Below are 24,154 nucleotides of genomic sequence, written 5' to 3' on the forward strand. Positions count from 1 at the left end.
ACTCACGTCGTGCGCTTCGGGCGCAGCACCAGCGGCTTGCTCTGCCGGCGCCGCGCGATTTTCCGGCGCTTCCAGACGGTAAACTGCATAACCAGCGTGACGATGCCGATGACGCCGATGAAGATCAAGCTTCCCCAAAACCCGGGGCGGCTTGTACTATGAAATAGCGTACCGACCACCGCAAGCGCGATAAGCGCCATGCCCGTCCAGCGTTTGACCCGGCCGAACGCGCTGAGCTTCAGCAGCTTGCCCGCCGTGACCAAAATGAAAAACCAGTTGTAAAGCAGCAGCAGTCCGGCGGCGGTCGTAATGTATTCGTAAATGCGCCCGGGCATCACGAACGACATTACGACGGAAGCGGCCAGCCCGGCGGCGGTCAGGCCGATCGCGTATAAAGGCCGCTTGCCCCAGGCTTTACGGGCGAATAGCGGGGGTGCATCCTTGTCTTTGGCGAGGGTGACCAGCATCGTCGTTACGGCATACAAGGAGGCCACCATCGTGGAGAATCCGGCGACGATCAGCACACCGTTAAAAACATGCGGGATAAACGGAAGATTGTAATTCGCCAAAGCCGTAATGAACGGGCTGCGTTTCGGATCGATGGCCTTATACGAAATGAAGGTCAGCGCGAGCCCGATCGACAGCAAATACACGATCGCCAGCAGCACCAGCATCACCGTGCCCGCCTTCGGCGCATCCTTCGGGTTCCGTAGGCGCACCGCCAGCATGCCCATCACTTCAATACCGCCAAAGGCATAAAACGCGAAAATAAACCCTGACCACAAACCGCGGTAGCCGGTAGGGAAAAAGGTGTCCGCCGTATGCGGAAACGCCGGGGCTTTGCCGCCTCCCGGTATCCATCCCATGAGCGCCGCCCCGGCCACAATCAGGAACATCAAAATCGCGGCGATTTTGATGACGGACAGCACATTTTCCATCGAATCGAATACCCGGTTGCCCAAAAAGATAACGGCTAATCCAAGCACGGCATAAATAATCGCAAAAATCCACATCGGCATGCCGGGAAACCAAAACCGCGAAAACAGGGATAAAGCGGTCAATTGGCTGCCCATGATAAGCAGTTCGGAGCACCAGTACATCCAACCGCTGGAAAAACCGGCCCAACGGCCAAACGCCCGTTTCGCATAGGAACGGAAGGACCCCTTCTCCGGGCGGTCCGCCGTCATGCGGGCCAGGACCTCGAACACCGTATAAGTGCCGATGGCCGCAAGGATAAAAGCAATCAGAATCGACGGTCCGGCCATGCGAATGCCGATTCCCGAACCCAGAAAATACCCCGTCCCGATCGTGGACGCCACCCCAAGCAGGGACAGCTGCCACCATCGGAGGGTCCCCTTTTCTTCCTCTTCGCCCCTCGCTTCTGCCATTTCAGTTCCCTCATTTCCGTAAAATGTATGATCAGGTCTTTAGCCACTTCTTTATATTGCAGCCGAATCCCGGGAAATATGTAAGCAGCGTTTTACCGCAAAATGGCCTGTGATATAATAAGTCACATCTCAAAGAAAAGAGGCTTGGCCATGGCTTTTGGCGTGACACGCGAAGAACTGAACGAATGGAAACGAAACGTCGCCCGCGGCGACATCGCCTATTTGACCCATTATTGGCTGGACCCGCGTTTTCCCGGCGCCAAAACGGTGACGAAGGTCGGCTGCTCGGACTTGGGGCGCCTGGCCTCCTGGTGCCGCGAGCACGGGCTTGACCCGAAATATATCCATAACCGCTCGCCGTTTCCCCATTTCGACCTGATCGGCCCCAAGCAGCGTGAAATTTTGCGCAAAGAAGGGCTTTGGTCGCAATTGGAGCGGTTTAAATTGAACGGACCGCCAGAACAAAAATCCACTTAAAAGCAAGGGGCGCGTAAAAGGAACTATATACCACTCCCACTCCCGCCACGTTACGATATAAGGAAAATGGTGTACTCCTGCGAAATGCAAAAGTGCATGCGGTTTTTGTCGAAACTCCTCAATATGGGCAGTTCAAATGCAAATGTGCAGTTCATTTCCGCTCAAAAGTTACTTTTTTATCGTATAGCCTTAAATGAGATGTACTTTTGCATTTCAATAGCCCTGAAAGGGGCTGAAGACGGAAAATAAGCTGCACTTTTGCAGCTCATCCCACCAGACCGCCTATAATCTTGAAAAAAGCTGCCCGCAAAGCCAACAGACTTTGGGACAGCTTTTTTGTTCAGCTTCCGGCGGGAGCGGATCAAGATCAACCATGCCCGGCCGGCGTAGACAAACCGATGCGTTCGACGAGCCGGGTGCTTTCTTCGTTGAGCCCGACAATCGTAACGTTTTTGCCTTGCAGCCGGTACTTGTGCAGCAATTTGGAAATCGCGTTAACCGCCGACTGGTCCCAGACATGCGATTTCGCGAAATCGACGGTCACATGCTCCGGATCGCCTTCGGGATCGAATTCATTTAAAAAATGGGACACTGTACCGAAAAACATCTGCCCGGTCACGGCATACGTTTTAACTCCCTGCTCCAGGCTCACAGCGACACGGATGCTGGCCATCTTCCAGGCGAACACAAGCGCGCTCAGCAGCACGCCGATCCCTACGCCGATGGACAAATTATCGGTAGCGACAACGGCCACGACCGTAATGACCATGGTCAGCGCGTCGGACAGCGGAATTTTGGGCAGCGATTTGAGGGAGCCCCAATCGAACGTCCCGATGGATACCATAAACATGACGCCGACAAGCGCCGCCATCGGGATTTGCTTGACGACGTCCCCAAGCACGATGACGAGAAACAGCAGGCCGATGCCGGACACCAGCGTGGACAGCCGCGTCCGTCCGCCGGATTTCATATTGACCATCGACTGTCCGATCATCGCGCAGCCGGCCATGCCGCCGAAAAATCCGGTCACGATATTGGCCAGGCCCTGGCCTTTCATTTCCCGGTTTTTGTTGCTGGACGTATTTGTGATGTCATCGATCAGCGTCGCCGTCATCAGCGACTCCAACAGGCCGACAAAGGCCAGCGACAGCGACACCGGGAAAATGGTTTTCAGCATCTCCCAGGAAACCGCGACATCGGGAAGATGGAAAACGGGCAAGGACGCCGTCATTTCCCCCATGTCGCCTACGGTTTTGACATCAAGGCGCAGCGAGATCGCGAGCACCGATACGGCAATGATCGCCACAAGGGCGGACGGAACCGCCTTGGTGATCAGCGGAAAAAGGTAAATGATCGCCAGCGTCAACGCCACCAGCGCGTACATCATCCACCCTTGGCCGGAAAAATGCGTCAGCTGCGCCATAAAGATCAAAATCGCCAGCGCGTTCACAAAGCCGGTCATGACCGAATGCGGCAAAAAGCTGATGAATTTTCCCAGTCTCAGCATGCCCATGATGATCTGCAGGATCCCGGCCAAAATCGTGGCGGCGAATAAATATTCGATGCCATGGTCGCGGACGAGACCGCCCATCAGCAGCGCCATCGCGCCGGTAGCCGCCGAGATCATGCCCGGGCGCCCGCCGGCGAAAGCGATCACGACCGCGATTGTGAATGAGGCGTAAAGCCCGACCATCGGGCTGACGCCGGCCAAAATGGAAAAGGCGATCGCTTCGGGAATCAAGGCGAAAGCAACCGTCAATCCGGACAGAATATCGCTTTGCGTATTCGAAAACCAGGTCTGCTTAATATGAAGTTGTTTTAGCAAAATATAAATACCTCCTATAATAATTGATGGATTTAAAGGTCCGGTGCAACGCCAACGCTCCCGATTATATTAAAGAAACGCCGCCCCGCTCAAATACATCTCATCCGAGAAAATCGCTTAATCGGCAAGTATGCTCCCGAATACTCCGGTATCCGCGAAAATACTTAAAAATTGAAATATACCACTTTAGGAATGTCCGATTATAATCGTTTTTTCTCTTTCCTAAACAACCAAAAACACTTATTATATGAAAGTTGGGTAAGCTTCACTAATAAAACGAGACCATATTGAGGTGGTAATAATGACTAATCAAGCGCATGCTTCCCCCGCTCCCAGTTTGTTTCGCAACAAATTTTACCAGACGATTCTGATCTCCAACATTTTTTTGCAGATTGGGATCTGGGTCCGCAATTTCGCCATTTTGATGTTCGTTTCGGAAAAAACGCATAACGACCCGCTGGCCATCTCGCTGATTTCGGTGGTGGAGTTTGCGCCGATTTTTGTGTTTTCCTTTATCGGAGGCGCCTTTGCCGACCGTTGGAAGCCGAAAAAAACGATGATCTGGTGCGACTTTCTTTCCGCGGTGTCGGTGTTTGTCGTATTGATCACGCTATTGTACGAATCATGGGAAACCGTTTATTTCGCCACCTTCATTTCGGCGATTTTGTCGCAGTTCTCTCAGCCGTCGGTGATGAAGCTGTTCAAGCAGCACGTCCATCCCGATCAGGTGCAGCAAGGCATGGCCCTGTTCCAGTCGCTGATCGCCATCTTTATGGTGCTGGGGCCGTCGCTCGGCATCTTTGCTTATCATCAATTTGGCATTCATCTTTCGATCGGCGTGATGGGCGTGGCCTTTCTGCTGTCAGCGGTTGTTCTGTTCCGCATCCCGGCCGATGAAACGCCGGAAGAAAAATCGCCCCGGCAATCGAATATCCGCCAGGAGCTGGCGGCCGGCTTCCGCTACGTCTGGGGCAGCCCGGTGCTCAAAGTGCTCGGCGCGACCTTTGCGATCGCCGGTTTTTCCGTCGGTACGATTCAGACGTTGGGGTTGTTTTTAGTCACGGAAAATCTGGGGAAAAGCGAGGAGTTCCTGCAATTTCTGCTGATGGTGAACGGGATCGCCATGCTGATCGGCGGAGCGGTCGTCATGACGCTGGCCAAACGCATCCCGCCGCAGATCCTGCTGGCGTTCGGAATAACGATCAGCGCGTTGTGTATCGCCGGTATGGGCTTCTCGACAAGCGTTCCGCTCACCTTGACGCTGCAATTTATTAACGGCCTGACGATGCCCTGCATCCAAATCGGCATTAACACGCTCATTCTGCAATGGACGGAGCAGGAATACGTCGGGCGCGTCAACGGCGTGCTTAGCCCGATGTTCATGGGCATGATGGTCATCATGATGTCGTTGTCCGGCGTGCTCAAAAAGTTTTTCCCGCTGGTCGGCATCTATGCGGTCTCCGGCATCATCATGCTGGCCGGGGCGGCGATTCTGATCCCGATCTTCAAATATAAAAAGCCGGCTCCGGCCCCTACTCCGGCGGCCGAGCAGCCGTAGGCGCGAAAAACGCCTGCCCTTAGACGGGCGCACGGTATTTACAACAAAAAAGTCTTGAAGCAAACGGGCCACACCCGCCGCTTCAAGACTTTTTTCATTCCGTAATATGCAGTTCGAACTTGCGATTAACGCTTGTTGAAAATGTCGGTCAGTACCGGCACGATTTGCGATTTGCGGGATACGACGCCTTTCAGCACCGCCTTGTTGTCGGCCAGCTTGACGCTGTACGCCTGCTCAACCGCGTCGGCCGCTTTTCCGAGTGCCAGGCCCACGGAATCGTTGTTCAGAATGTCAGTGACGACGAACAAGAACAAGTCCAATCCTTTACGTTCGATGATGCCGTTTAACGCGGCTTCGATTTCGCTTTGCCGCGACAGGACATCGTTTACGTCCACCGCGTTCACCTGGGCGATTTCCACCTTCGACCCGCCCATGTCGAACTCCTTGGCGTCAAGCGTGATCAACTGTTCGATCGTCTTGTCGCTCAGATCGGCCCCGGCTTTCAGCATGTCGAGTCCGTATTCCTCCGCGTTGACGCCGGCGATGCCGGCCAGTTCGCGGGCTGCGGCCACATCCTGCTCGGTGCAGGTCGGCGATTTGAACAGCAGCGAGTCGGAAATGATCGCGGACAACATCAGCCCGGCGATATTGGCCGGAACTTCGATGCCGTTTTCCTTGTACATTTTGTTCAGAATCGTTGCCGTACAGCCGACCGGTTCAGCGCGATAGTAGAGCGGGCCGCTCGTTTCGAAATTGGCGATCCGGTGATGGTCGATGACTTCGGCCACGCGAACCTGATCGATGTCGGACACACTTTGCTGGCGTTCGTTGTGGTCGACCAAAATGACCTCCTTCGCCTCCCCGGCCACCGCTTCCACCAGCCGGGGCGCGGCAAAGCCGAACCGCTCCAGCGCAAACGCCGTTTCCCCGTTCACTTCCCCAAGCCGTACCGGCTCCACGTTCCAGCCCAGCTTCGATTTCAAATCGGCATAGGCGATCGCCGAGCAGATCGTATCCGTGTCCGGATTTTTATGTCCGAAAATCAACACTTTTTCCATCTCGTTACTCCCCTTTTCAAAGACTTAATGACAAAAGTATAGCTTATAAATTGAGTGGCAATCAAGAGCGGCAAGGACGAACCGGCGGAATGCAAAGAATAATTTACATCGCGGGGCAAACCGGGTACGATCAGGATGAAAGAAGGCGATTAAGGTTCGCTAAATACCCTGATCCGCTATGTACGGCGCGTTCCGCCTGCCTGGGCAGTTTACCTGCCCGCTCAGTTTAAGTCAGCGTTAAGGCGGCTTTCAGCAAACGTTCAGCGGTATCGGCCATAATAGAGATCATCCGAAGACGATAGGCTGCGGCCTTATATTATAGGAGGCATTTTTATGATGAATAACGTGAAAGGCGCAAAAATATTGCTGGTGGACGACGAGCCGCATATCGTGCAGTTTCTGGAGCTGGGTCTGGCGAATGAAGGCTTTGAGGTCCGGACCGCGGCGGACGGGATGAGCGCCGTCAGCGTGGCGGCGGAATTTCAGCCGCATGTCGTTGTGCTGGACGTCATGATGCCGGGCATGGACGGCTGGGAAGTGTGCCGGCTGCTGCGCAAAAACGGAGACAACGTCGCGATCATTATGCTGACGGCCAAGGACGAGGTGGACGACCGGGTGAAGGGGCTGACGATCGGCGCCGACGATTACGTCGTCAAGCCGTTCAGCTTCGAGGAGCTGCTGGCCCGCATCGGGGCGCGCCTGCGCAACCAGTTTCCGGCGCTGTTCGGCGAAGTCGTTATCGGACCGTTCCGCCTGGACGACCGGAGAAAAGAAATTATATACCGGGAGCAGCCGCTGGAGCTGTCCCCGACCGAATACGAGCTGCTCAAATACCTGATCCTCAACCACGGGATCGTGCTTAGCAAAACCACAATATTGGATAAAGTATGGGGGTACGATTTCGGCGGCGAGGAAAATATCGTGGAAGTCTATATCCGCTCGCTTCGGGAAAAATTGCACGACAAAGAGCACCGGCTGATCCGCACGCTTCGCGGCGCGGGCTATCGCGTCGATTTGCCCTGAAGCCCTTCTTAATAAGGAAAGGAACTTGCGATGATGAATAGCCCCAAACTCAACAAAAGCAATTTTGGGCAAAGATGGCGAAGCTTGTTTTTGCCGGGTTCGCTGCGGTTTCAACTGCTGTCGCGTTCCCTGTTCATTTTGGCCGCTTTGCTCGTTTTGATCGGAGCGTTCCAATACGTAATTATGAAGGATTTTATATATAAAAATCAGGCCGAGAAAATGGCTTCACAGATGAGAGGTCCGTTGAGAGAAGTGTTCGACCGGAGCGGGCAAACTCCCGAGCATTGGGGAGGCGACGGGCAAAGACCTGCGCCTGCAGGCCCCGGCCCCGGGGCCGGGGCCGGAAACAAAAACGTTCCGGAGCCGCGTCCGCTCCTGTTTTTGCCCGATTCCTCGCTGGCCATCATCAACTCCGATTATAAATTTATCGATTTGGCCTCCGAAACGGGCATTACCGCCCCCCGGCTGACCGATAGCGAATACGGAAAGCTGTTTAACCGGAACTGGGGCAAATCGCGTCCTGGCGAATACCGCGTTATGAAGGACGGGGAAGGCAACGAGCAGCTTGTCGTATTCCGCGAAGTGGTGTTTCCCGGGGACAACGGGGAGCAGGCCTGGCTTGTGCAAATGGGGATTTACACCGCTCCGATGCTGAAGGTGGTGTTTCGGCAGCTGCTGACGTTCGCCGGGCTTTCCCTGCTCGCGTTAGCCGGGGGATTGGCGTTGTATTTCCCGGTGTTGCGGCGCACGCTTAATCCTTTGAACCAGATGGTCAAAACGGTGGAGGATACGAACGCGGGCAATCTCGGCAACCGTTTTCCGGCGGCTTCGGGGCAATCGGAAATCGACCGGCTCGGCGTTTCGTTTAACGGGATGATGGAGCGGCTGGAGAACGCCTTTGAGGCGGAGCGGGAGGCGAAGGAGCAGATGCGCCGCTTCGTCGCCGACGCCTCCCATGAGCTGCGCACCCCGCTGACCTCGATTCACGGGTTCCTCGAAGTGCTGCTGCGGGGGGCCGCCGACCGGCCGGAGCAGCTTCACGCGGCGCTGAACAGCATGCTTGGCGAATCGGGGCGGATGAAGAAGCTGGTGGAGGACCTGCTGACGCTGGCCAAATTGGACCGCACTCCAGTCGTGCAGCGGACGCAGGTTCTGCTGGACGAATTGATCCGGGAAATGGAACCGCACCTCCGGATGCTGGCCGAAGACCGGGAGGTCCGGTTTGCGCTGCATCCGGGGCTGGCCGCGATGTGCGACAACGATAAAATCAAGCAGGTCGTGCTGAACCTGTTTCATAACGCCGTTCAGCATACCGACCGGCAAACCGGCCGGATTGCGGTAACCTTGACTCACGAGCCCGGACGGGCACTGCTTCAGGTCAAGGATAACGGGCCGGGGATCGCCAAAGAGCATCTGCCTCACGTCTTCGAGCGGTTTTACCGCAGCGACGCCTCGCGGACGCGCAAACAAGGCGGCGCCGGACTGGGGCTGGCGATCTCCCAGTCGATCGTCGAAGCGCACGGCGGGCACATCTCCGCAGCCAGCGAACCTGGTGCGGGAGCGACGTTTACCGTTGTGCTGCCGGCGCTGTAGAGGACAGTTTTATGGAAGATAGTATGATGTACGACGGTCCCAAACGAATAAGAGAAGCCTGGCCGCTGGCCAGGCTTTGTTTACGCTACCGCGTTAGCATAGAAAAAGAAACGGTTAGCAGGCTACGGGATACGGGATACGGGATAGGGATACGGCGTTATGCACGTAGCTCACTATCACGAAATGCAAAAGGGCATGCGAATTTCGTCGAAATCCCTCGAAACGGGTGGTTCAAATGCGAAACTGCAGTTCATTTCCGGTCAAAAGTTACTTTTTTATTATATAGCTCTGAATGAGATGTATTTTTGCATTTCAATCGCTTTAGAGTGGAAATTTAGAGAAAATGAAATGCATTTTTGCATTTGATCGAGCCGATGAAGTTAATCGCTCATATCCGGTTTACGTATACGCGCCAACAACATCCATCGATGTGCTTTGGGCCATAGTTGCAAAACTTACACCTAGGTTCAATTTAAGATACGGATTTAAAGGTTTTAATTGCATTTCCTGCAACTACCATCCAACCATTTTCTTCAGCTCTTCAGATTAAACAGATCTAATTGCATGTTTTACACTTAAACAAGTGTTTGGTTATATATCCGGATAAGCAACTGTTTATTTTACAACTATTCAACGTTCTACCTACTGGTCTGAGCAGCAACCACTCTCAAAAAAGGCAGAAGCCCCATCCAAACGATGATGGATGAGGCTCTTTTTGCTTCCCGTTACGCTAACTAGCGAAGCATTCCTTTATATATCCCCGGCTCCGAGCCTTCGATTACGACCGCGCCCGCCGCTTTGGCGTAAAAGTCCTTGGGTCCCGCCCCGCCAATCACCGCGTAACCGTAGCCGTCGAGACGCATCAAATCGAGGGTGTGCAGCAGCAGCATTTTGCCGATGCCTCTGCCGCGCTCCTGCTCATCGACCCCGGTGGGGCCAAAGAATCCTTTGGCCGTCGTGTCGTAACAGGCAAAGCCGAGCAGTTTGCCATTATCGATGGCGATGATGCAGGTGATCGGCGCCCGGGCAAAAGCCACTTCACATTCGCTGACCCAAAACGGGCTGAAATGCTCGCCGACCCATTTGGCGACGACGTGCTTTTCCGGGGCGATCGCCCGTCGGATCGTCACCCCCGTGCCCGCTTCATATTGCTCCACCGGTTCAAAAGGCGGCAAATCGTACAACTTGACCAGCATATCCGACATCGCTTAAGTCTCCTTTGGAAAGTTCGTGATTTGAGGGCTATTATAAGTTATTTCAACGCCTCGATCACATATTCCTTGTATTTTCCGTAATCGCTAAGCTTGCATTCCAGGGACAGTTTCGTGCCCTCCGGCTCATAGCTCGTTTCCAAGACGTTGGCGTGCTCGTTAAAGTAAGAAACCAATGCCCCCTGTTCGTAAGGGATCATCATTTGACACTGCACATAGTCTTTGAAAATCCGGCTGCGGATTTCGGAGACCAGCTCCTGGATGCCGATCCGGGGTTTTGCGGCCATATAGACGATATCTCCGCGAACCTCCGGAATAGCCTGATCGGTCAGATCGGATTTATTGTAGGCATAAACCGTGGGAATGTCCGTTATGCCGATCTCCTTCAGCGTCCGGTTGGTGATGTCGATCAGCCGCTCGTATTCCGGATTGGAATAATCGACGACATGGATGAGCAGGTCGGCTTCGGCCACCTCCTCCAGCGTCGAGCGGAACGCTTTGATCAGATGGTGTGGCAGCTTGCTGACAAACCCGACCGTATCGGTCAGCAAAAAAGCTTTGTTATCCTGAAGCGGAATGCTGCGGACCGACGTTTCCAGCGTGGCGAACAGCATATCCTTCTCCAGCACGAGCTTTTCCTGAGAAGGGTTGTAAAGCTCCATCAGCGCGTTCATGATCGTCGATTTGCCCGCATTGGTGTAGCCGACCAGCGAGACGACGGGCAGCTCGTTTTTTTTGCGCTGCTTGCGCTGCGTTTGCCGATGCGCCACGAGCAGCTCCAATTCCTTGCTAAGCGCCGTAATTTTCTCCTCGATCCGCCGGCGGTCAAGCTCGAGGCGCGTTTCCCCGGCGCCGCGGTTTTTCGTGCCGACGCCGCCGCTCTGGCGGCCCAGCGACTCCCGCAGCCCGACGAGGCGCGGCAGCATGTATTTGAGCTGTGCGACCTCCACCTGCAGCTGCGCTTCCCGGGTTTTGGCCCGCTGCGCAAAAATATCGAGGATCAGCACAGTCCGGTCGATCACTTTGCAATCCAGGTCCGCCTCCAGATTGCGGATTTGCGAAGGGGACAACTCATCGTTGAAAATGACGAGATTGCCTTCGTGCGCCTCAAGCAGCGCCCTGACCTCGGTTAATTTCCCCGTTCCGATATAGTGCGAGGTATTGATTTTGAGCAGATTTTGCGCAAGCGTCCCAACGACTTCGATGTCGCAGGCTTCCGCCAAATTCGCCAGTTCCTCCATAGAGTATTCGAAATCTTCCTGATGGTTTAAGTTCACGCCAACCAAGATGGCTTTTTGTTCGAGCTGTTGTTGTTCCATATAGTTGCTTCCTCCCTTGAGAAAAAAATAAACACAGGCGCCACACCTGTGTTTACAAGCAAACGGACCTATGGCAAAAAGCGCCCCGGCAGCGAAAAACGCCAGCCGAAAGCGGCAGGTCACAAGGCATATTCTATTCTAAAGTTCCTGCAGGTTCCCTTTATCATAGCACACCTATCCCGTTTGCCCCGCACAGGCGCGGAGCCTTTGGCACTATTCAATTAGCCGCGCAAAGTGGTAAAACGGAATTTAATGTACAACACGGGGAACCCTCCGTTCTTCTTAAGATGGTTCCAGTTTATCACAATTCGTATTCGTTCACAATCGGTGCGAAAAGCATGGTAAGATGAAACATATCTCCCCGTTTTGCGTAAATAAGGAAGAACATCGGCGAGATTAGGCAGGTTGATATCATATAGCAGAACACAAGGGGACATAGGGAACATAAGGAACATAAGGAACATAAGGAACATAGGGAACATAAGGAACATAGGGAACATAGGGAACATAAGGAACATAGGGAACATAGGGAACATAAGGAAACCATAAAGAGACCATAAAGAGACTTAAGGAGGGCTTATCATGAGCGGTTTTAATCCGCTGTTTGGCGGTGCAGGCTTTGGAGGGGACTTTGGAGGCGGCTTCGGAGGCGGTTTTGATTTTATGTTTACGCTTGTCCCGATTTTTATAGGCATTATCTTCGTTATCGTAATTGTAGGGCTCATCGGAAGCGGCGTCAAATATGTCCAAAACGCCCGCTCCCCCCGCGAAACCCGGTATGCCCGCATCGTGTCCAAACGGATGGATGTCCGGCACAGCTCATCAAGCCACCACGGCGATAATCATATGCATTCTTCCTCGTCCCGGACGTATTATTACATTACGCTGGAATTCGATAACGGCCAACGCGTGGAGTACCTTGACGTGAAGAACCTGTACGGCCTTGTTGCCGAAGGCGATGCCGGATACGCGGCCGTTCAGGGCGATTGGATCGTGGCGTTCGAACGCGATATGGCGCAAAACCGCAGCGGCGGGACATTTTAAAGGAGCGGACCTTAATGCGCCGGTGAAAATAAATGGGGCAGACCGCAACTGGATTCCGAAAATATGAGGCGCGCCGCTTTACCTCCCATTGGAAAAATCCAACAGATTGACGCGCATCATCCGCAATTTGGAGCTCTCATTGGAAATATCCAATAGATTTCACTCAAATCGCCCGTTTAGCAGCAAGCGAGCCAAATCTATTGGAAAAATCCAATCAAACCGCTGCATCTGCCATTCAATTTTAGTTCTATTGGATATTTCCAATCAGAACGGTCTGTCGGGTTCTGTCAGGCCACCCGGAGAGGGAACCTGTCGCCGGCGGATAAACTGAAAAGCGCCAGCGGCAGCGGTTGGAACGCTGCGCTCGCGCTTTTTGCGTTAGCTCGTCATCCTCCCCGCCTCAGTTGACCGGCAGACCCTGCCGCCGCGCGTAGTTGCCCCAATGCGGCTTACGGCCGTCGATGTCGGCGAATCCGTACTCGTCGGACAAGTCCCAACTGGTGAGCGCCTTACCGGCTTTGTCCGCAACCTGCGGGTCCGCAGCCAATGCAGCCACCGCCTGGCCTACGAAATACGGCGTTTCCGATTCGGCGTAATGCGGCTCCTTCTGAATAGCGTCCCGCCAGTTGCTCTCGGCAACGCCGAAATAATCCAGCATCTGTTCGGACCGCAAAAAGCCGGGGGTAACCGCCAGCGCCGTCACATTAAAGGACCGCAGCTCCTCGGCCATGGCGGCGGCCAGGTGGATCGGCGATATTTTCGCCAGACTGTAATACAGATTGCCGCGATAATTGTAGGTGGAGCCGTCGGTGACCTCGATGATCAGCCCCGCCTTCCGCTTCACCATCAGCGGAGCGCCATAGTAGCTGGTAATCATGTGCGTCTTGACCACGCGCTCCTGCATCAGCAGGCCGTCGGCCAGCGGCTGCTCCCAAAACGGCGTGTTCCAATGGGTCAGATTTTCTCCGCCCCAAATATCGTTGACGAGAATGTCGAGACGCCCCTCCTGCTCCTCCTCCACTCGCGCAAACAAAGCCTGCACCTGTTCCTCGGAGGTATGGTCCGTGCGTACGGGAATGCCTTTGCCGCCGCGGGCCGTAACCATTTCGGCCGTCTCATCGATCGTCTCGCTGCGGCCGATATCCGACGCCTGTCCGCGAACGCTCCGCCCGCTGCAGTAAACGGTCGCTCCGGCGGCACCCAGCATGACGGCGATGCCCCGCCCCGCTCCCCGCGTAGCCCCGGCGACGACCGCCACTTTCCCCTGCAGCGGTTTTTCTCTTTGCATGTCCTTTAAGTCCATCGTGTCAACATCCTCCCTGACCATTTTGTGTTGTTTATTCTATAGCAGTGTAACAGGGCATATACGACATCCGTTGTCTTATATTCATGGTAAAATTAAATAAAGTGTTCAAAAAGGTCGGCTTTCAGCACTGAAGCGTATGCTTACGAAGTGCGCTTTTTCAAAACGCTTGAGGTCGGATGAAGCTAGGGCGTAAGGAGCAGAGCGGACGTTTTGAAACAATCTCTAAAACGTTGTAAGGGAGGAGCGCCACTTGAGAGCGGATCGGTTGCTGGCCATTTTGCTGCTGCTGCAAAATCGGGGGAAAATGAGCTCCCGCCAATTGGCGAAGGAGCTTGAGGTATCGGAGCGGACGATCGGGCGGGATATGGAGGCGTTAAGCGCAGCCGGCATCCCGGTTTATGCGGAAAGAGGCTCGCAAGGTGGGTGGATGCTGGCGGAAAGCTACCGGACGAACCTGACCGGCATGCGGCCGGAGGAAATCGTTTCGCTGCTGCTGACCAGCCATAACGAGCTGCTCGGCGATTTGGGAATCCAGGGGCATTTCCAAACGGCTTACCAAAAGCTGTTGGCCGCTTCCCCCGCCCCGATCCGGCAGGACGCCGAACTGATCCGCCAGCGCATCCATATCGACGGCGCCGGCTGGCACGCTTCGGGTGAAGCCTTCCCCTGGCTGGCCACCGTACAGGAAGCCGTATGGGCGCAAAGGAAGCTGCGCATCCGCTACCGGAAAGACGATGCGGCCGTGGAACGCACGCTGCTCCCCCTGGGCCTTATCGCCAAACGCAGCGTCTGGTACCTGGCGGCGGCGCAGGAGGACGGCGGCGAGATGCGGACGTACCGCATTTCCCGGCTGGAAGACGCGGAGCTGCTCGCTGAAACCTTCGCGCGGCCGGCCGGTTTTAATTTGGCGGAATATTGGGAACAGTCCACCGCCGACTTCAAATCCAGGTTACCCCGTTATCCGGCGCGGGTGAACGTCAAAGAACCCCGGCTGGACCGGCTGCGCAGGGAGCGTTACGCCAAAGTGCTCCATGCCGCAAAACCGGACGAACAGGGGTTTGTCACAGCGGATATCGAATTTCAGACGCTGGAATCGGCGTGCGAGATCGTGCTCGCCTGCGGCCCGGAGGCCAGGGTGCTGGAACCGCCGGAGCTGCGCGAACGGGTAAGGCGCGAGGCCGAGGCGATCTTCCAGCTGTACTCCGGGTCGGGCGAGTGACGGCCGGCGCGGGCCCGCGGCCAATCCAACTACAAAAACGCCCGCGGCGACACGTATACGAACCGCTCTCCGCAGGCCATGACATGGCATTTTTGCTCCGGAAAACGTTCGTACAAATCGTCCACGAAATGGCCAGGCTTCTCCGCGTTGACGGCAAACAGGTCGTAATGCAGCGGGATGACAGTGTCGGCGTCGATAGCGGCCGCCAGCTCCGCGGCTTCCCGGTAGTTCATGTTGCCGACGATGCCGCGCTGCCCGCGGAAATAATCGCGGCCGTTGATCGGCAGCAGGGCGACGTCCGGCCGGATCTCCCGCAGCCGCTCGATCAATTCGGGGTACACCAGCGTGTCCCCGGCATGGTACAGCGTGACGCCGTTCAGTTCGATCACGTAACCGACGTAACGGGGTTTTCCTTCCTCATCCCGTTCCAACTGTTCGTGAGCGGCGGGAATGACCGTAAGGCGGAGTTTGGAGAACAGCTCCAACTGGCGGCGGTCATCGGCCTCCCAAATTTGCGGGGCCGCAATCCCCATCTCCTGCAAAGCCGGCTTGCAGCAGGCCGGGGCCACGATCGGCGCCGCCGGGTTCTGCCGGTGAAAATAGGGCAAGGTCCCCCCATCCATATGGTCGTCATGCTCATGCGTGATCAGGCATAAATCGGCCCCCAGAATATCCCCCGGTTCGATCGGGGCCGGAAAAGTCCGTCTCCAGTCTCCGGAATCAAGGTCGCCCGATACGTATGGATCCACATAAAGCGTAATTCCGTCTCCTTTAATAATCACGCTCTCCTGCCCCAGAAACCATAGCGCAAGCGTTCCGTAAGGAACCTCGGTACGGATAACTTCGTTGATCAGGGCGGCGCCTTGGCGGGTCAAGCCGGCGTCTTTTCGGATTGAATCGGTCATTTTGCTCTCCTCTGGCTTTTAGGTTCCCGCAACAATCGAACGGATGGTTTCCAGCGGAATTTTCGGCTTCCGGTCATAGGTCAACAGGCCGTTGATTTCCTGTTCCACATCCGTAAATTGGGTGTAACAAAAGCCCTGCACCACCGGCGATTGCAAAACGGGTTCAATTACATTCTGCAAACGCGCCGCAAAATCCTGCTCATTTTCGGCCCCGGAATAACCCCATCCGTCCCAATCGCCGGCTTTGAAGGAAATGCCGCCAAACTCCGTCAGCAGGATCGGCTGGCCTTCGTCCGGGAACCCGGGTACGAGAATCCAGCGGTTGCCCGGCTTGGCGGCCAAAGCGGTTGCCCGCGCGGCATACCGTTCCGCGAGCACCTCCCGCCGCCATTCATAATCGTGAATGGTGAGCAAGTCGGTGGCGACCAGCTCCCATCCGTCATTGGAGATGACGGGGCGCGTCCGGTCCAGCGATTTCGTTAAATGATACAGAGACAAAGCGTGCTGCTGCTGCTGCCGGTCCACCAAAATGTTGGTGACGCCCCAGCTCTCGTTCAGCGGCACCCAAACCACGATGCACGGGTGATTGAAATCCCGCTCCACGGCCTGAATCCACTCCCGGGTAATACGGCCCGCGTAAGTTTCGGAAAAACGGAAAGCATTGGCCATTTCCCCCCATACCAGAAGGCCAAGCCGGTCGGCCCAATATAAATACCGGGGATCCTCGATCTTTTGATGCTTCCTTGCTCCATTAAAGCCCATCGCCTTGGTGAGTTCCACATCTCTGCGCAAGTCGTCGTCGCTGGGGGCAGTCAACAGCCCTTCCGGAAAATAACCTTGATCCAGCACCATTTTCATATAATAAGGCCGATTGTTGAGCAGCAGCTTGCCGTCTTCAATGGAGATTTTCCGCATGCCGAAATAGCTTTTTACCGAATCCACCGTTTCCCCGTCCACCAGCAGCGTCAGCTCCAAATCGTAAAGGTTCGGGTGTTCCGGTGTCCACCACCGCCCCAGGCCGTGATCGTTAAAATCCTCCAGATGGATGGAGCGGCGCCCCGTAGCATGGTTCAAGGCGAAGCAGTCTTCGGATACAAACTCGCCCTTGAAGGATATAACGGCCTTAACGCTAACCTGGGCGCCAGGCCGGCAGCCCGCCAGAAACACCTCCAGATCGAGATCGTTTTTGTCAATGTCCGGAGTCATCCGGATGCGCTCCACATACGTTTCCGGCACCGGCTCCAGCCATACGCTCTGCCAAATCCCGGTCGTGCGCGTGTAGAAGATTCCCGCTGATCGATCCTCCCAATACTGCTTGCCGCGCGGCAACGAGACGTCGCGGCTGTAGTCGGTCGCCTTCACGACGACGGTATTGCCGCCCTTGACGAGAACGTCCGTGATGTCGGCATGAAACGGCGTGTGTCCGCCTTCATGAACCGCCGCCAGCTTGCCGTTAACCCATACTTTGGCCTCGTAATCGACGGCGCCGAAATGCAGCAGCACTCTGCCCGCGTAGTATTCATCGGGAACGGTGAATGATTTGCGGTACCAGACCTGATCGTGAACGGCCGTGTCTCCGATCCCGCTCAGCCGGCTTTGAAAACAGAAGGGAACCGTGATTTTCCGGCTGAACCGCCCTTTTCCCTGCTCATACCAGGCTTCCCGCTCCCCTATCCCGTCATCGTCAAAGGCGAATTCCCATTCTCCGTTCAGGCTCGCCCACTTCTCGCGGACGAACTGGGGCCGCGGATATTCACCGCGCATAAGTTGGTTTGTCATCGTCTTCTCTCCTTCTCTATCTATCGTAAGTTCAAGTATATGAGTTGAACTAATAACTGTACGGAAAGGGGCAGCCGTGTAAAATGTTCAGAATCATTTCACACTCTTGCCTAAGTCCGCCATTTCTTTAGTTCAAATATAGTTACCCTTTGATCCCCGAGAGGCTGACGCCTTTGATGATCTGCCGTTCGAAAATCAGGAACAGCACCATGATCGGCAGGGACGCCACCGTGTTGATAACCATCGGTTTGACATAATCTTCGGTATATTGATTCATTAACGTCGGGATTCCCATCGGCAAAGTAAACAGGTTGTCGTCGGTGACGGACAGGAACGGCCACAGGAAGTTGTTCCAGGAGCCGATAAACGTTAGAATCGCGATCGACACCAGCGCGGGACGGGTAAGCGGAAGCATGATGTTGATGAAAATCCGCCAGATGCCGCCGCCGTCCATCTGCACGCTTTCCAGCAGGTCGTTCGGAATGCCGTCGAAAAAGCTTTTCAGCACGATGATCGCAAACGGGGAGGCCAAAACGGGAAAAATCAGCCCCATGTAAGTGTTGAGAATCTCCATGTCCTTGGCCACCTGATACAGCGGAATCAAAGTCGCTTCGCCGGGAATCAGCAGCCCCGCCAAAATGAAAAAGAACATAAACGTCCGGTACCGGAACGGAATTTTGGACATGGCGAACCCCGACATCGCGGCGATGATCAGCGTAAGCACGGTGACGCAGACGGCGATGAAAAAGCTGTTCCAGGACCAGGCCAACAGTTTGGTGCCGGTAATGACTTCGTTGTAAACCGCCAGCGAATAAGGCGGGGTAAACCAGTCGACGACGGAGATGATTTTCATGCCTTCCTTTTTGACCGAAACGACCAGCATCCAAATTAACGGAAAAGCGAACAGCAGCGCCATCAACAGGGAGAAAATCCGGTAAAACCACTTCATGCTATCTCGCCTCCTTCCGGTTGTTCACCCAATACTGCAGCCCGGACAACACCAGCAAAATGACAAACAGCATGTAGGACATGGCCGAGGCGTAACCGAGGTCGTTTTTGCGGAAACCCGTTTGCCAAATGTACTGGATGACGGGACGGGTTTGGTCCAAAGGACCGCCGCCGGTCATGACGTAGATCTGCATAAAAACTTTAAATGAAGCGATAATTTGCAGCATGGTGATCGTTTTGGTGATCGGGCTCAGCAGCGGGAGGGTGATTTTCCAAAAAACCTGGGAATCGGTGGCCCCGTCCAGGCGCGCCGCTTCATAAACCTCATCCGGGACATCCTGCATCGCCGACAAATATAAAATGAAGTTAAAGCCGACCGTCCACCAGAGCGTGAGCAGTGAAACGGCGATCCAGGCCAGCCCCGTTTCCGACAACCAGAAAATTTCCGCGCCTTCCGGAAGCAGCCTCAGCAGGTGAAGCAGGGAGTTCACCAGTCCCGTATAAGGCTGGAACAGAAACAAGCCCAGATAGGACGCGACCGCCACGGACAAAATGCTGGGGATAAAAAACACGCTGCGGTAAAACCGCTGCAGCCTGGAGTTCCGGTTGGCGATCAGCGCCAGCACGATGGACAGGGCAAGCATCGCCGGGGTCGTAGTGATGACGAAAATGGCCGAGTGTCCGATCGCCGCCCAAAATTCGTGGTCCTGAAACATCCGCTCGTAGTTGCCCAAGCCGAGGTATTTCATCTTTTTGATCAGCGTCCATTTATAGAAGCTCATTTCCACGCCCTTGATCATCGGCCAGATCGTAAACAGGAAATAAACGACCAAGAAGGGGAGCAGGAACAGGAATGCCTGCACGTCCGCTCTCAGTTTGTTCATCTTCATCGTTTCAAGCCTCCCCATTGGCCGGCCGGCTTTGACCTTGCGTTTTGCCTCAAAGCCGGCCGGCGTCATGATCTAACCGCTATTCGTTTAATACCTTTTGGACTTCCTCGGTCATTTTGGCGATGCCGTCCGCCGGCGTCATTTTGTTGGCCCATACTTCATTCAAATATTTGAACATGGCCAAATCGCGGATTTGCCAGTTTTTCGTGGACGGTTTGCTGAACTTCACGGTCGAAGCCACGGATACATAATCGCTCCGGTAAGGCAGATCCTTAAACTCCTGTTTCTCAAACACGGACGGTTTGGATGGGATATGACCGGCTTTCGCCCATACTTGGCCGTTGTCGGCCAGCCAGTTGGCAAACGTGATCGCCGCTTTCCGCTTGGCCGGGTCTTCATCTTTGGTCACCGGAAGAATCACGGTATGGGAATCGCCCCAGGTCGCTTCCTGATCGAAGATTTTCGGGATCGGCATCGCGCCGAAATCCAGCCCTTCCGTGGACTCCCAGGTGCCTGTGGCCCAAACCCCGGTCATCATAATGGCGGCCGTACCGCTTTGGAAATTTTTGTAGAAGTCCGGGTCGTTCAGTTTGATGACTTTATATTTATGGAAAAGATCCTGGACATATTGGGCCGCCTGAACCGCCTTGTCCGTATCTACCTGGGCGGTGGTCAAGTCGTCGGAAACGACGTCATTGCCCCCAAGCTGGGAGTACAGCGCCCACCACAAACGGAACGGATCGTCATTTGCGTTGGACAAAGCAAACGGAGTCACTTTTGCCGGCAGTTTTTCTTTCAACGTGTTCAGGAAAGCAACGAAGCCGTCGGCCGATTGCTCCATGACCGGTTTGCCGTCTTCGCCGAGCAGCCCGGCGTCTTTCAGCAGCTTCTTGTTGTAGTACATAATGAACGGGTGCGTATCGATCGGCACCGCATAATGCGCGCCATCCACCACGGAGGCGTCGAGGATGTTTTGGTTGAAGGAAGACCAGTCCACGCCGGCTTCGGCGGCCACATCGTCAAGCTCGGTGACGACCCCCTGGTCGATCAGATCGGGCAGCCGGGAAATGTGGGAGATGCCGACATCCGGCCCGTTGCCGTTGCCGACCGCGGTAATCAGCTTGGTGTAATACTCGCCCCATTCCAGCTTCGTATTTTTCACTTGAATGTCGGGATGTTCCTTGTTGAAGGCATCGATCATCGCCTGCATATTGTCGCCGTCTCCGCCGGAGAAAAGCGTCCAGAACGATAACTGGATCTTCTCGCCGCCACCACTTGAAGCGCTTTCATCACTTTGCCCGTTCGTCTCTTCATTACCGGATGGCGCCGCAGCGTTATTTCCGCCGCCGCCGCACGCGCTTAACGCAAAAGAGATTGACAGCAACAAAACGAGCAGCATTGCAAAGCTTTTTTTCATGTTGGCCTCCCCTTTTCACTTTGGTGAAATATGGAACAGAATTTATGATTTATTACATAAATTCCGAACCTTTGTACCTAATATAATGATGGAAGGTTACTTTGTCAACGGTTTCATACTGATTTTTTGTAATATTTTTGTTTGTTACAATAATTTTGTAATTTATAATGCATGCTGCTGCGGCTGATTATAATAAACGGACGAGCTAGAAGAAGAAGTGCCGGAGGAATTGGCTCCTGCGGTCCTTTGATGCGCAACCCGGCGGGGAAGGGGAACTTGTGAAGAAGCATGCGCAGGCAAGCGTCAGCTGCGGTTAGCTGCGGTCAGCTGCGGTGCTTCGGGACTTTAGGCGGGGCAGGAATGAGTCGGGAAGCTCTCTGCTACCGCCTCTGCCGGAAATAGAGGTAATTTGGGGCGCTATCCTTACGATTTTGCTCCTCCTGCGGAAAATAGCGGAACTTTTTGTTCCTATTTGAAGTCGAAGCCTGGAAAAAGGGCTTTTTGCTCCTAGCTTTCAAAATATAGCGGTAAAAAAATCCGCTATTCCGCATTCACCCCTTTTTTACCGCTATTTCCGCGGTGGCCCCCACCAAAACGTATGCAGGGGCCCCTTTCCCCAATGACATACCGACAGCTAGCTTCACCCATAAGAAAAAGCCGCCAACTCCGGGAAACCGGAATTAACGGCTCGGCTTTCTTTTTTCACTCATTTTCATCCAATGTATACATTACGCGCATGAGCAGATCCAGTTCATGGTTTCGTTTCCGATCGTTTTATTCGACCGGATCATCGAGCGTATACGCAACCTGCATGATCATATCCTGTTCATAATCCCCGAACTGCTTGCCGAACAGATTGACCCCGCCTTTATGGACAGCGTCCGGCTTCACGCCGATCCGCACCCGCAGGCTCGGACGCTGGTCAAGGCCCAGATCGCTCAGCGTCACATCGGACACTTTCTGCATATCCAACGTGGTCCGCTCGTGGTCAACCCGCCATGTCTTCAGCAGACCGTATTGCGTCGACCAATCTTCCCACCACGGCGGATTCAGCGCCCCGCGCCGGTCGCCGAAATCGCCGGGACTCGTCCACATGCCGATCTCCACGCCGTTGATCCACACGGAAATATCCGAAGGCCAATCATTGTCGTAATTCGGCGCTTCCGAGCACATTTCCATGGACAGTTCGAGCGACTGGATTCGTGCGTTTTGCGGAATCTCCAGCGGAAACTGATACTCCACATAACCTTTGCGGAACCACAAAATCTGCGCCGCCACATGCTTGGGATGATAAAAGCTCGCCGGCTCGTCTTCCCGCACCAGCATCCCTTCGCTTGACGCCATGCCGCAGGTCGGATGCACCTCGCAATCGCTGTAATGGCCGATCGGCATCTCGACCTCGTAATATTTCATCCCGTCCTTCGAGGTCCGGATGCTTGAGTTCAGCGAGATCAGAATATCGTCATAATTCCGGCTGCATACCTTCATCGCTCCGCGTACCGCCGGAAGCAGTTCCGTATTGATCAGCCCGGCGGCTTCCAGCACCTTCACGTTGTTCGCCACCGTCGACACCGGAAGCTGAAGGGCCTCGGCAAGTTCAATAATATTCATGCTTCGCGTGTTGAGCAAACGAAGCATGTCGACCCTAGAGCGCGTCGAGAGCGCGTGAGCGACCTGAACCAGCTTATCTGGTTCATGTATACCGACTTCCAGCATATGAACCTCCGTAACCGTATTCCCAAAAATTGTTCTATCTTTATTGACTTTACTATAAAAAGCCGCAATAAAGCAACGTTATTCATTTCACGATCAGCCCCCCATTTTCCCAACCTTTACGGGTGACATACAAGCTGACGGGAGTCCCTGAATTTACACTAAGATCGAGATAAGACGCTTCTCCGCCTTCGTTCCCGCCCACGGTTCTGGCCAACAAAACGCACTCGCCCCGCCGCCGTCGTATTGGGCCATAGGGTACATGATCCAATCAGCTTGCAGAAAAGGACACACCAGCAAAATCAAAATTGGCACGGTCGAAACTAATATTATGTTTTAATACAATAATTTTGTATATTTTGATAGATTGTAATCCGGCATTTGCGGCATGTCAACGCCATTATTTTCCGCAAACCTGATTTTTGGGAGTCTTTCTAGTTGCAAAATATTTGTTCCGAAGATATTTTTTTATTCTCCCGATGGGCGAGGTATAGGGGTATCGACCCCTTGCGGAACGCCGAAGTCCGGCATGCCGTCTTTCTTCCAGCCGAATTTTTGCAGGCGCGTGCTGCGGGGAGATCCCGATGAGCGCGGCTGCTCCGCCTCGGAATAGGAGTAGGCGTGGTAAGCGATCCAATCCTCGGAGCCGTCCGGAGACACGGTGAAGCTGTTATGTCCCGGCGCATAGACCCCTGACTCCGGATTTTTAACAAAAACCGGGCCTTCATGTTTGATCCAGGCCTTCGCGTCCAGAAGATCCGCGGACTCCGCAATCCTCGTCATTCCCAGGCAGTAATCATCCGACCAGGTGGCGCTCGCCGAAAACACGAGGAAAATCCAGCCGCCCCGCCGCAAAAACACCGGGCCTTCGTTGATCGCCATCCCTCCCTGCTTCTCCCAGCCTAGCGTCGGTGCCGTAATCAACACATTCGGCCCGGTCAGGGTCCAGGGATTGGCCATGCGGGCGGCATAAACGGCCGATCCGTAATCGGGAAAATATCCGTAACCGGAGTAAAAGAAATACAGTTCCCCTCGGTGCGGCAATACCGTCCCGTCCAGCCCAGGGAACTCCGTATTGACGGCGCCTTTAAAACGCCACTCGCCGTTCAGCGGATCATCCCCCGACAGTTCAAGCACGCACACTCTCCTTGTGTCGTCTCCGCCGCCATCGTTCGCCGTATAGTAGATGTACCAGCGATTCTCGATATAATGGAGCTCTGGCGCCCATAAATTACGGGAATACGGGCCGGACGCTGCGGGAACCCAGACCGTCTTCGGCTGAACCTCGGCCAGTCCGGTCAGGGTCGCGCTGCGCCAAAGCGCGATGCGGTCTCCCAACGTCACCGACATATAATAACTCCCGTCGCGATGCCGGATAATCCAGGGATCGGCCCCATTCGCCAAAATCGGATTACGGAACGAATGTTGAGTCATGTTTGGCCTCCTTTATAAATTGAGTCTGGCAAGTGAAATAAAATATT

19 protein-coding genes are annotated in these 24,154 nt (G+C 54.6%); 6 read left to right on the forward strand and 13 right to left on the reverse strand.

Annotation, left to right across the window (positions count from 1 at the left end):
- Positions 1 to 2: 2 nt before the first annotated feature.
- Positions 3 to 1,388, reverse strand: coding sequence for an amino acid permease (locus NYE69_RS31155; RefSeq protein WP_340929931.1), 1,386 nt, complete (start codon positions 1,386 to 1,388; stop codon positions 3 to 5).
- Positions 1,389 to 1,538: 150 nt separating this feature from the next.
- Between NYE69_RS31155 and NYE69_RS31160 the strand changes: the two genes are divergently transcribed.
- Entirely contained in the window at positions 1,539 to 1,865 is a 327-nt protein-coding gene (locus tag NYE69_RS31160; protein ID WP_036619677.1) for a hypothetical protein, read from the forward strand.
- A gap of 367 nt (positions 1,866 to 2,232) precedes the next feature.
- Here NYE69_RS31160 and NYE69_RS31165 read toward each other — a convergent pair whose 3' ends face one another.
- On the reverse strand, positions 2,233 to 3,690 hold the full coding sequence (locus NYE69_RS31165) for a SulP family inorganic anion transporter (RefSeq protein WP_328271312.1): 1,458 nt from the start codon (positions 3,688 to 3,690) through the stop codon (positions 2,233 to 2,235).
- 301 nt (positions 3,691 to 3,991) lie between these two features.
- Here NYE69_RS31165 and NYE69_RS31170 point away from each other — a divergent pair, with 301 nt between their 5' ends.
- A complete protein-coding gene (locus tag NYE69_RS31170; RefSeq protein WP_036619675.1) occupies positions 3,992 to 5,248 on the forward strand; it encodes an MFS transporter in 1,257 nt (418 codons plus the stop codon).
- Positions 5,249 to 5,373: 125 nt separating this feature from the next.
- Here the strand turns inward: NYE69_RS31170 and NYE69_RS31175 are convergent, their stop codons facing one another.
- Positions 5,374 to 6,306 (reverse strand): manganese-dependent inorganic pyrophosphatase, encoded by a 933-nt coding sequence (locus NYE69_RS31175; protein ID WP_328271313.1) that lies wholly within the window; start codon positions 6,304 to 6,306, stop codon positions 5,374 to 5,376.
- A gap of 336 nt (positions 6,307 to 6,642) precedes the next feature.
- Between NYE69_RS31175 and NYE69_RS31180 the strand changes: the two genes are divergently transcribed.
- Together NYE69_RS31180 and NYE69_RS31185 are read left to right on the forward strand one after the other, a co-directional pair.
- Positions 6,643 to 7,329, forward strand: a complete 687-nt coding sequence (locus tag NYE69_RS31180; protein WP_124333474.1) for a response regulator transcription factor — start codon at positions 6,643 to 6,645, stop codon at positions 7,327 to 7,329.
- Positions 7,330 to 7,362: 33 nt separating this feature from the next.
- Positions 7,363 to 8,922, forward strand: a complete 1,560-nt coding sequence (locus NYE69_RS31185) for a HAMP domain-containing sensor histidine kinase (protein WP_328271316.1) — start codon at positions 7,363 to 7,365, stop codon at positions 8,920 to 8,922.
- A 734-nt stretch (positions 8,923 to 9,656) separates the two neighbouring features.
- Here the strand turns inward: NYE69_RS31185 and NYE69_RS31190 are convergent.
- Together NYE69_RS31190 and hflX are read right to left on the reverse strand one after the other, a co-directional pair.
- Positions 9,657 to 10,127: a GNAT family N-acetyltransferase gene (locus tag NYE69_RS31190; protein WP_328271314.1), complete on the reverse strand. Its 471-nt coding sequence runs from the start codon at positions 10,125 to 10,127 to the stop codon at positions 9,657 to 9,659.
- Positions 10,128 to 10,174: 47 nt separating this feature from the next.
- Positions 10,175 to 11,452, reverse strand: coding sequence for a GTPase HflX (hflX, locus tag NYE69_RS31195; RefSeq protein ID WP_340929935.1), 1,278 nt, complete (start codon positions 11,450 to 11,452; stop codon positions 10,175 to 10,177).
- Between the two features lie 582 nt (positions 11,453 to 12,034).
- Between hflX and NYE69_RS31200 the strand changes: the two genes are divergently transcribed.
- Complete coding sequence (locus tag NYE69_RS31200; protein WP_373281420.1) at positions 12,035 to 12,496, forward strand: DUF2500 domain-containing protein; 462 nt, start codon at positions 12,035 to 12,037, stop codon at positions 12,494 to 12,496.
- A gap of 400 nt (positions 12,497 to 12,896) precedes the next feature.
- Here the strand turns inward: NYE69_RS31200 and NYE69_RS31205 are convergent, their stop codons facing one another.
- Positions 12,897 to 13,799, reverse strand: a complete 903-nt coding sequence (locus NYE69_RS31205) for an SDR family oxidoreductase (protein ID WP_340929937.1) — start codon at positions 13,797 to 13,799, stop codon at positions 12,897 to 12,899.
- A 253-nt stretch (positions 13,800 to 14,052) separates the two neighbouring features.
- Between NYE69_RS31205 and NYE69_RS31210 the strand changes: the two genes are divergently transcribed.
- A complete protein-coding gene (locus NYE69_RS31210) occupies positions 14,053 to 15,021 on the forward strand; it encodes a helix-turn-helix transcriptional regulator (protein ID WP_340929939.1) in 969 nt (322 codons plus the stop codon).
- 29 nt (positions 15,022 to 15,050) lie between these two features.
- On the opposite strand, the gene NYE69_RS31215 is transcribed toward NYE69_RS31210, so the two are convergent.
- The 7 genes from NYE69_RS31215 to NYE69_RS31245 form a co-directional block, all read right to left on the reverse strand.
- Positions 15,051 to 15,926, reverse strand: a complete 876-nt coding sequence (locus NYE69_RS31215; RefSeq protein ID WP_155620858.1) for an MBL fold metallo-hydrolase — start codon at positions 15,924 to 15,926, stop codon at positions 15,051 to 15,053.
- A gap of 18 nt (positions 15,927 to 15,944) precedes the next feature.
- Positions 15,945 to 17,705, reverse strand: a complete 1,761-nt coding sequence (locus tag NYE69_RS31220; RefSeq protein ID WP_340929941.1) for a glycoside hydrolase family 2 protein — start codon at positions 17,703 to 17,705, stop codon at positions 15,945 to 15,947.
- Between the two features lie 142 nt (positions 17,706 to 17,847).
- Positions 17,848 to 18,654 (reverse strand): carbohydrate ABC transporter permease, encoded by an 807-nt coding sequence (locus NYE69_RS31225; protein ID WP_036619663.1) that lies wholly within the window; start codon positions 18,652 to 18,654, stop codon positions 17,848 to 17,850.
- A 1-nt stretch (position 18,655) separates the two neighbouring features.
- Positions 18,656 to 19,543, reverse strand: a complete 888-nt coding sequence (locus tag NYE69_RS31230) for a carbohydrate ABC transporter permease (protein WP_340929943.1) — start codon at positions 19,541 to 19,543, stop codon at positions 18,656 to 18,658.
- Positions 19,544 to 19,622: 79 nt separating this feature from the next.
- On the reverse strand, positions 19,623 to 20,960 hold the full coding sequence (locus NYE69_RS31235; protein WP_340929945.1) for an ABC transporter substrate-binding protein: 1,338 nt from the start codon (positions 20,958 to 20,960) through the stop codon (positions 19,623 to 19,625).
- A gap of 774 nt (positions 20,961 to 21,734) precedes the next feature.
- The gene (locus NYE69_RS31240; protein WP_328271377.1) at positions 21,735 to 22,676 is read right to left on the reverse strand and encodes an ArsR/SmtB family transcription factor; all 942 of its coding nucleotides are present in this window, start codon (positions 22,674 to 22,676) and stop codon (positions 21,735 to 21,737) included.
- Positions 22,677 to 23,141: 465 nt separating this feature from the next.
- Entirely contained in the window at positions 23,142 to 24,107 is a 966-nt protein-coding gene (locus NYE69_RS31245; RefSeq protein ID WP_340929946.1) for a glycoside hydrolase family 43 protein, read from the reverse strand.
- Between the last annotated feature and the right edge of the window lie 47 nt (positions 24,108 to 24,154).

Source organism: Paenibacillus sp. FSL R5-0527 (assembly GCF_038008055.1).
GTDB lineage: Bacteria > Bacillota > Bacilli > Paenibacillales > Paenibacillaceae > Fontibacillus > Fontibacillus macerans.

Coding starts and splice junctions, on each gene's coding strand:
- NYE69_RS31155 (WP_340929931.1), bottom strand. CDS start 1,388: ATGGCAGAAGCGAGGGGCGAAGAGGAAGAAAAGGGGACCCTCCGATGG.
- NYE69_RS31160 (WP_036619677.1), top strand. CDS start 1,539: ATGGCTTTTGGCGTGACACGCGAAGAACTGAACGAATGGAAACGAAAC.
- NYE69_RS31170 (WP_036619675.1), top strand. CDS start 3,992: ATGACTAATCAAGCGCATGCTTCCCCCGCTCCCAGTTTGTTTCGCAAC.
- NYE69_RS31175 (WP_328271313.1), bottom strand. CDS start 6,306: ATGGAAAAAGTGTTGATTTTCGGACATAAAAATCCGGACACGGATACG.
- NYE69_RS31180 (WP_124333474.1), top strand. CDS start 6,643: ATGAATAACGTGAAAGGCGCAAAAATATTGCTGGTGGACGACGAGCCG.
- NYE69_RS31185 (WP_328271316.1), top strand. CDS start 7,363: ATGAATAGCCCCAAACTCAACAAAAGCAATTTTGGGCAAAGATGGCGA.
- NYE69_RS31190 (WP_328271314.1), bottom strand. CDS start 10,127: ATGTCGGATATGCTGGTCAAGTTGTACGATTTGCCGCCTTTTGAACCG.
- hflX (WP_340929935.1), bottom strand. CDS start 11,452: ATGGAACAACAACAGCTCGAACAAAAAGCCATCTTGGTTGGCGTGAAC.
- NYE69_RS31200 (WP_373281420.1), top strand. CDS start 12,035: ATGAGCGGTTTTAATCCGCTGTTTGGCGGTGCAGGCTTTGGAGGGGAC.
- NYE69_RS31205 (WP_340929937.1), bottom strand. CDS start 13,799: ATGGACTTAAAGGACATGCAAAGAGAAAAACCGCTGCAGGGGAAAGTG.
- NYE69_RS31215 (WP_155620858.1), bottom strand. CDS start 15,926: ATGACCGATTCAATCCGAAAAGACGCCGGCTTGACCCGCCAAGGCGCC.
- NYE69_RS31220 (WP_340929941.1), bottom strand. CDS start 17,705: ATGACAAACCAACTTATGCGCGGTGAATATCCGCGGCCCCAGTTCGTC.
- NYE69_RS31225 (WP_036619663.1), bottom strand. CDS start 18,654: ATGAAGTGGTTTTACCGGATTTTCTCCCTGTTGATGGCGCTGCTGTTC.
- NYE69_RS31230 (WP_340929943.1), bottom strand. CDS start 19,543: ATGAAGATGAACAAACTGAGAGCGGACGTGCAGGCATTCCTGTTCCTG.
- NYE69_RS31235 (WP_340929945.1), bottom strand. CDS start 20,960: ATGAAAAAAAGCTTTGCAATGCTGCTCGTTTTGTTGCTGTCAATCTCT.
- NYE69_RS31240 (WP_328271377.1), bottom strand. CDS start 22,676: ATGCTGGAAGTCGGTATACATGAACCAGATAAGCTGGTTCAGGTCGCT.
- NYE69_RS31245 (WP_340929946.1), bottom strand. CDS start 24,107: ATGACTCAACATTCGTTCCGTAATCCGATTTTGGCGAATGGGGCCGAT.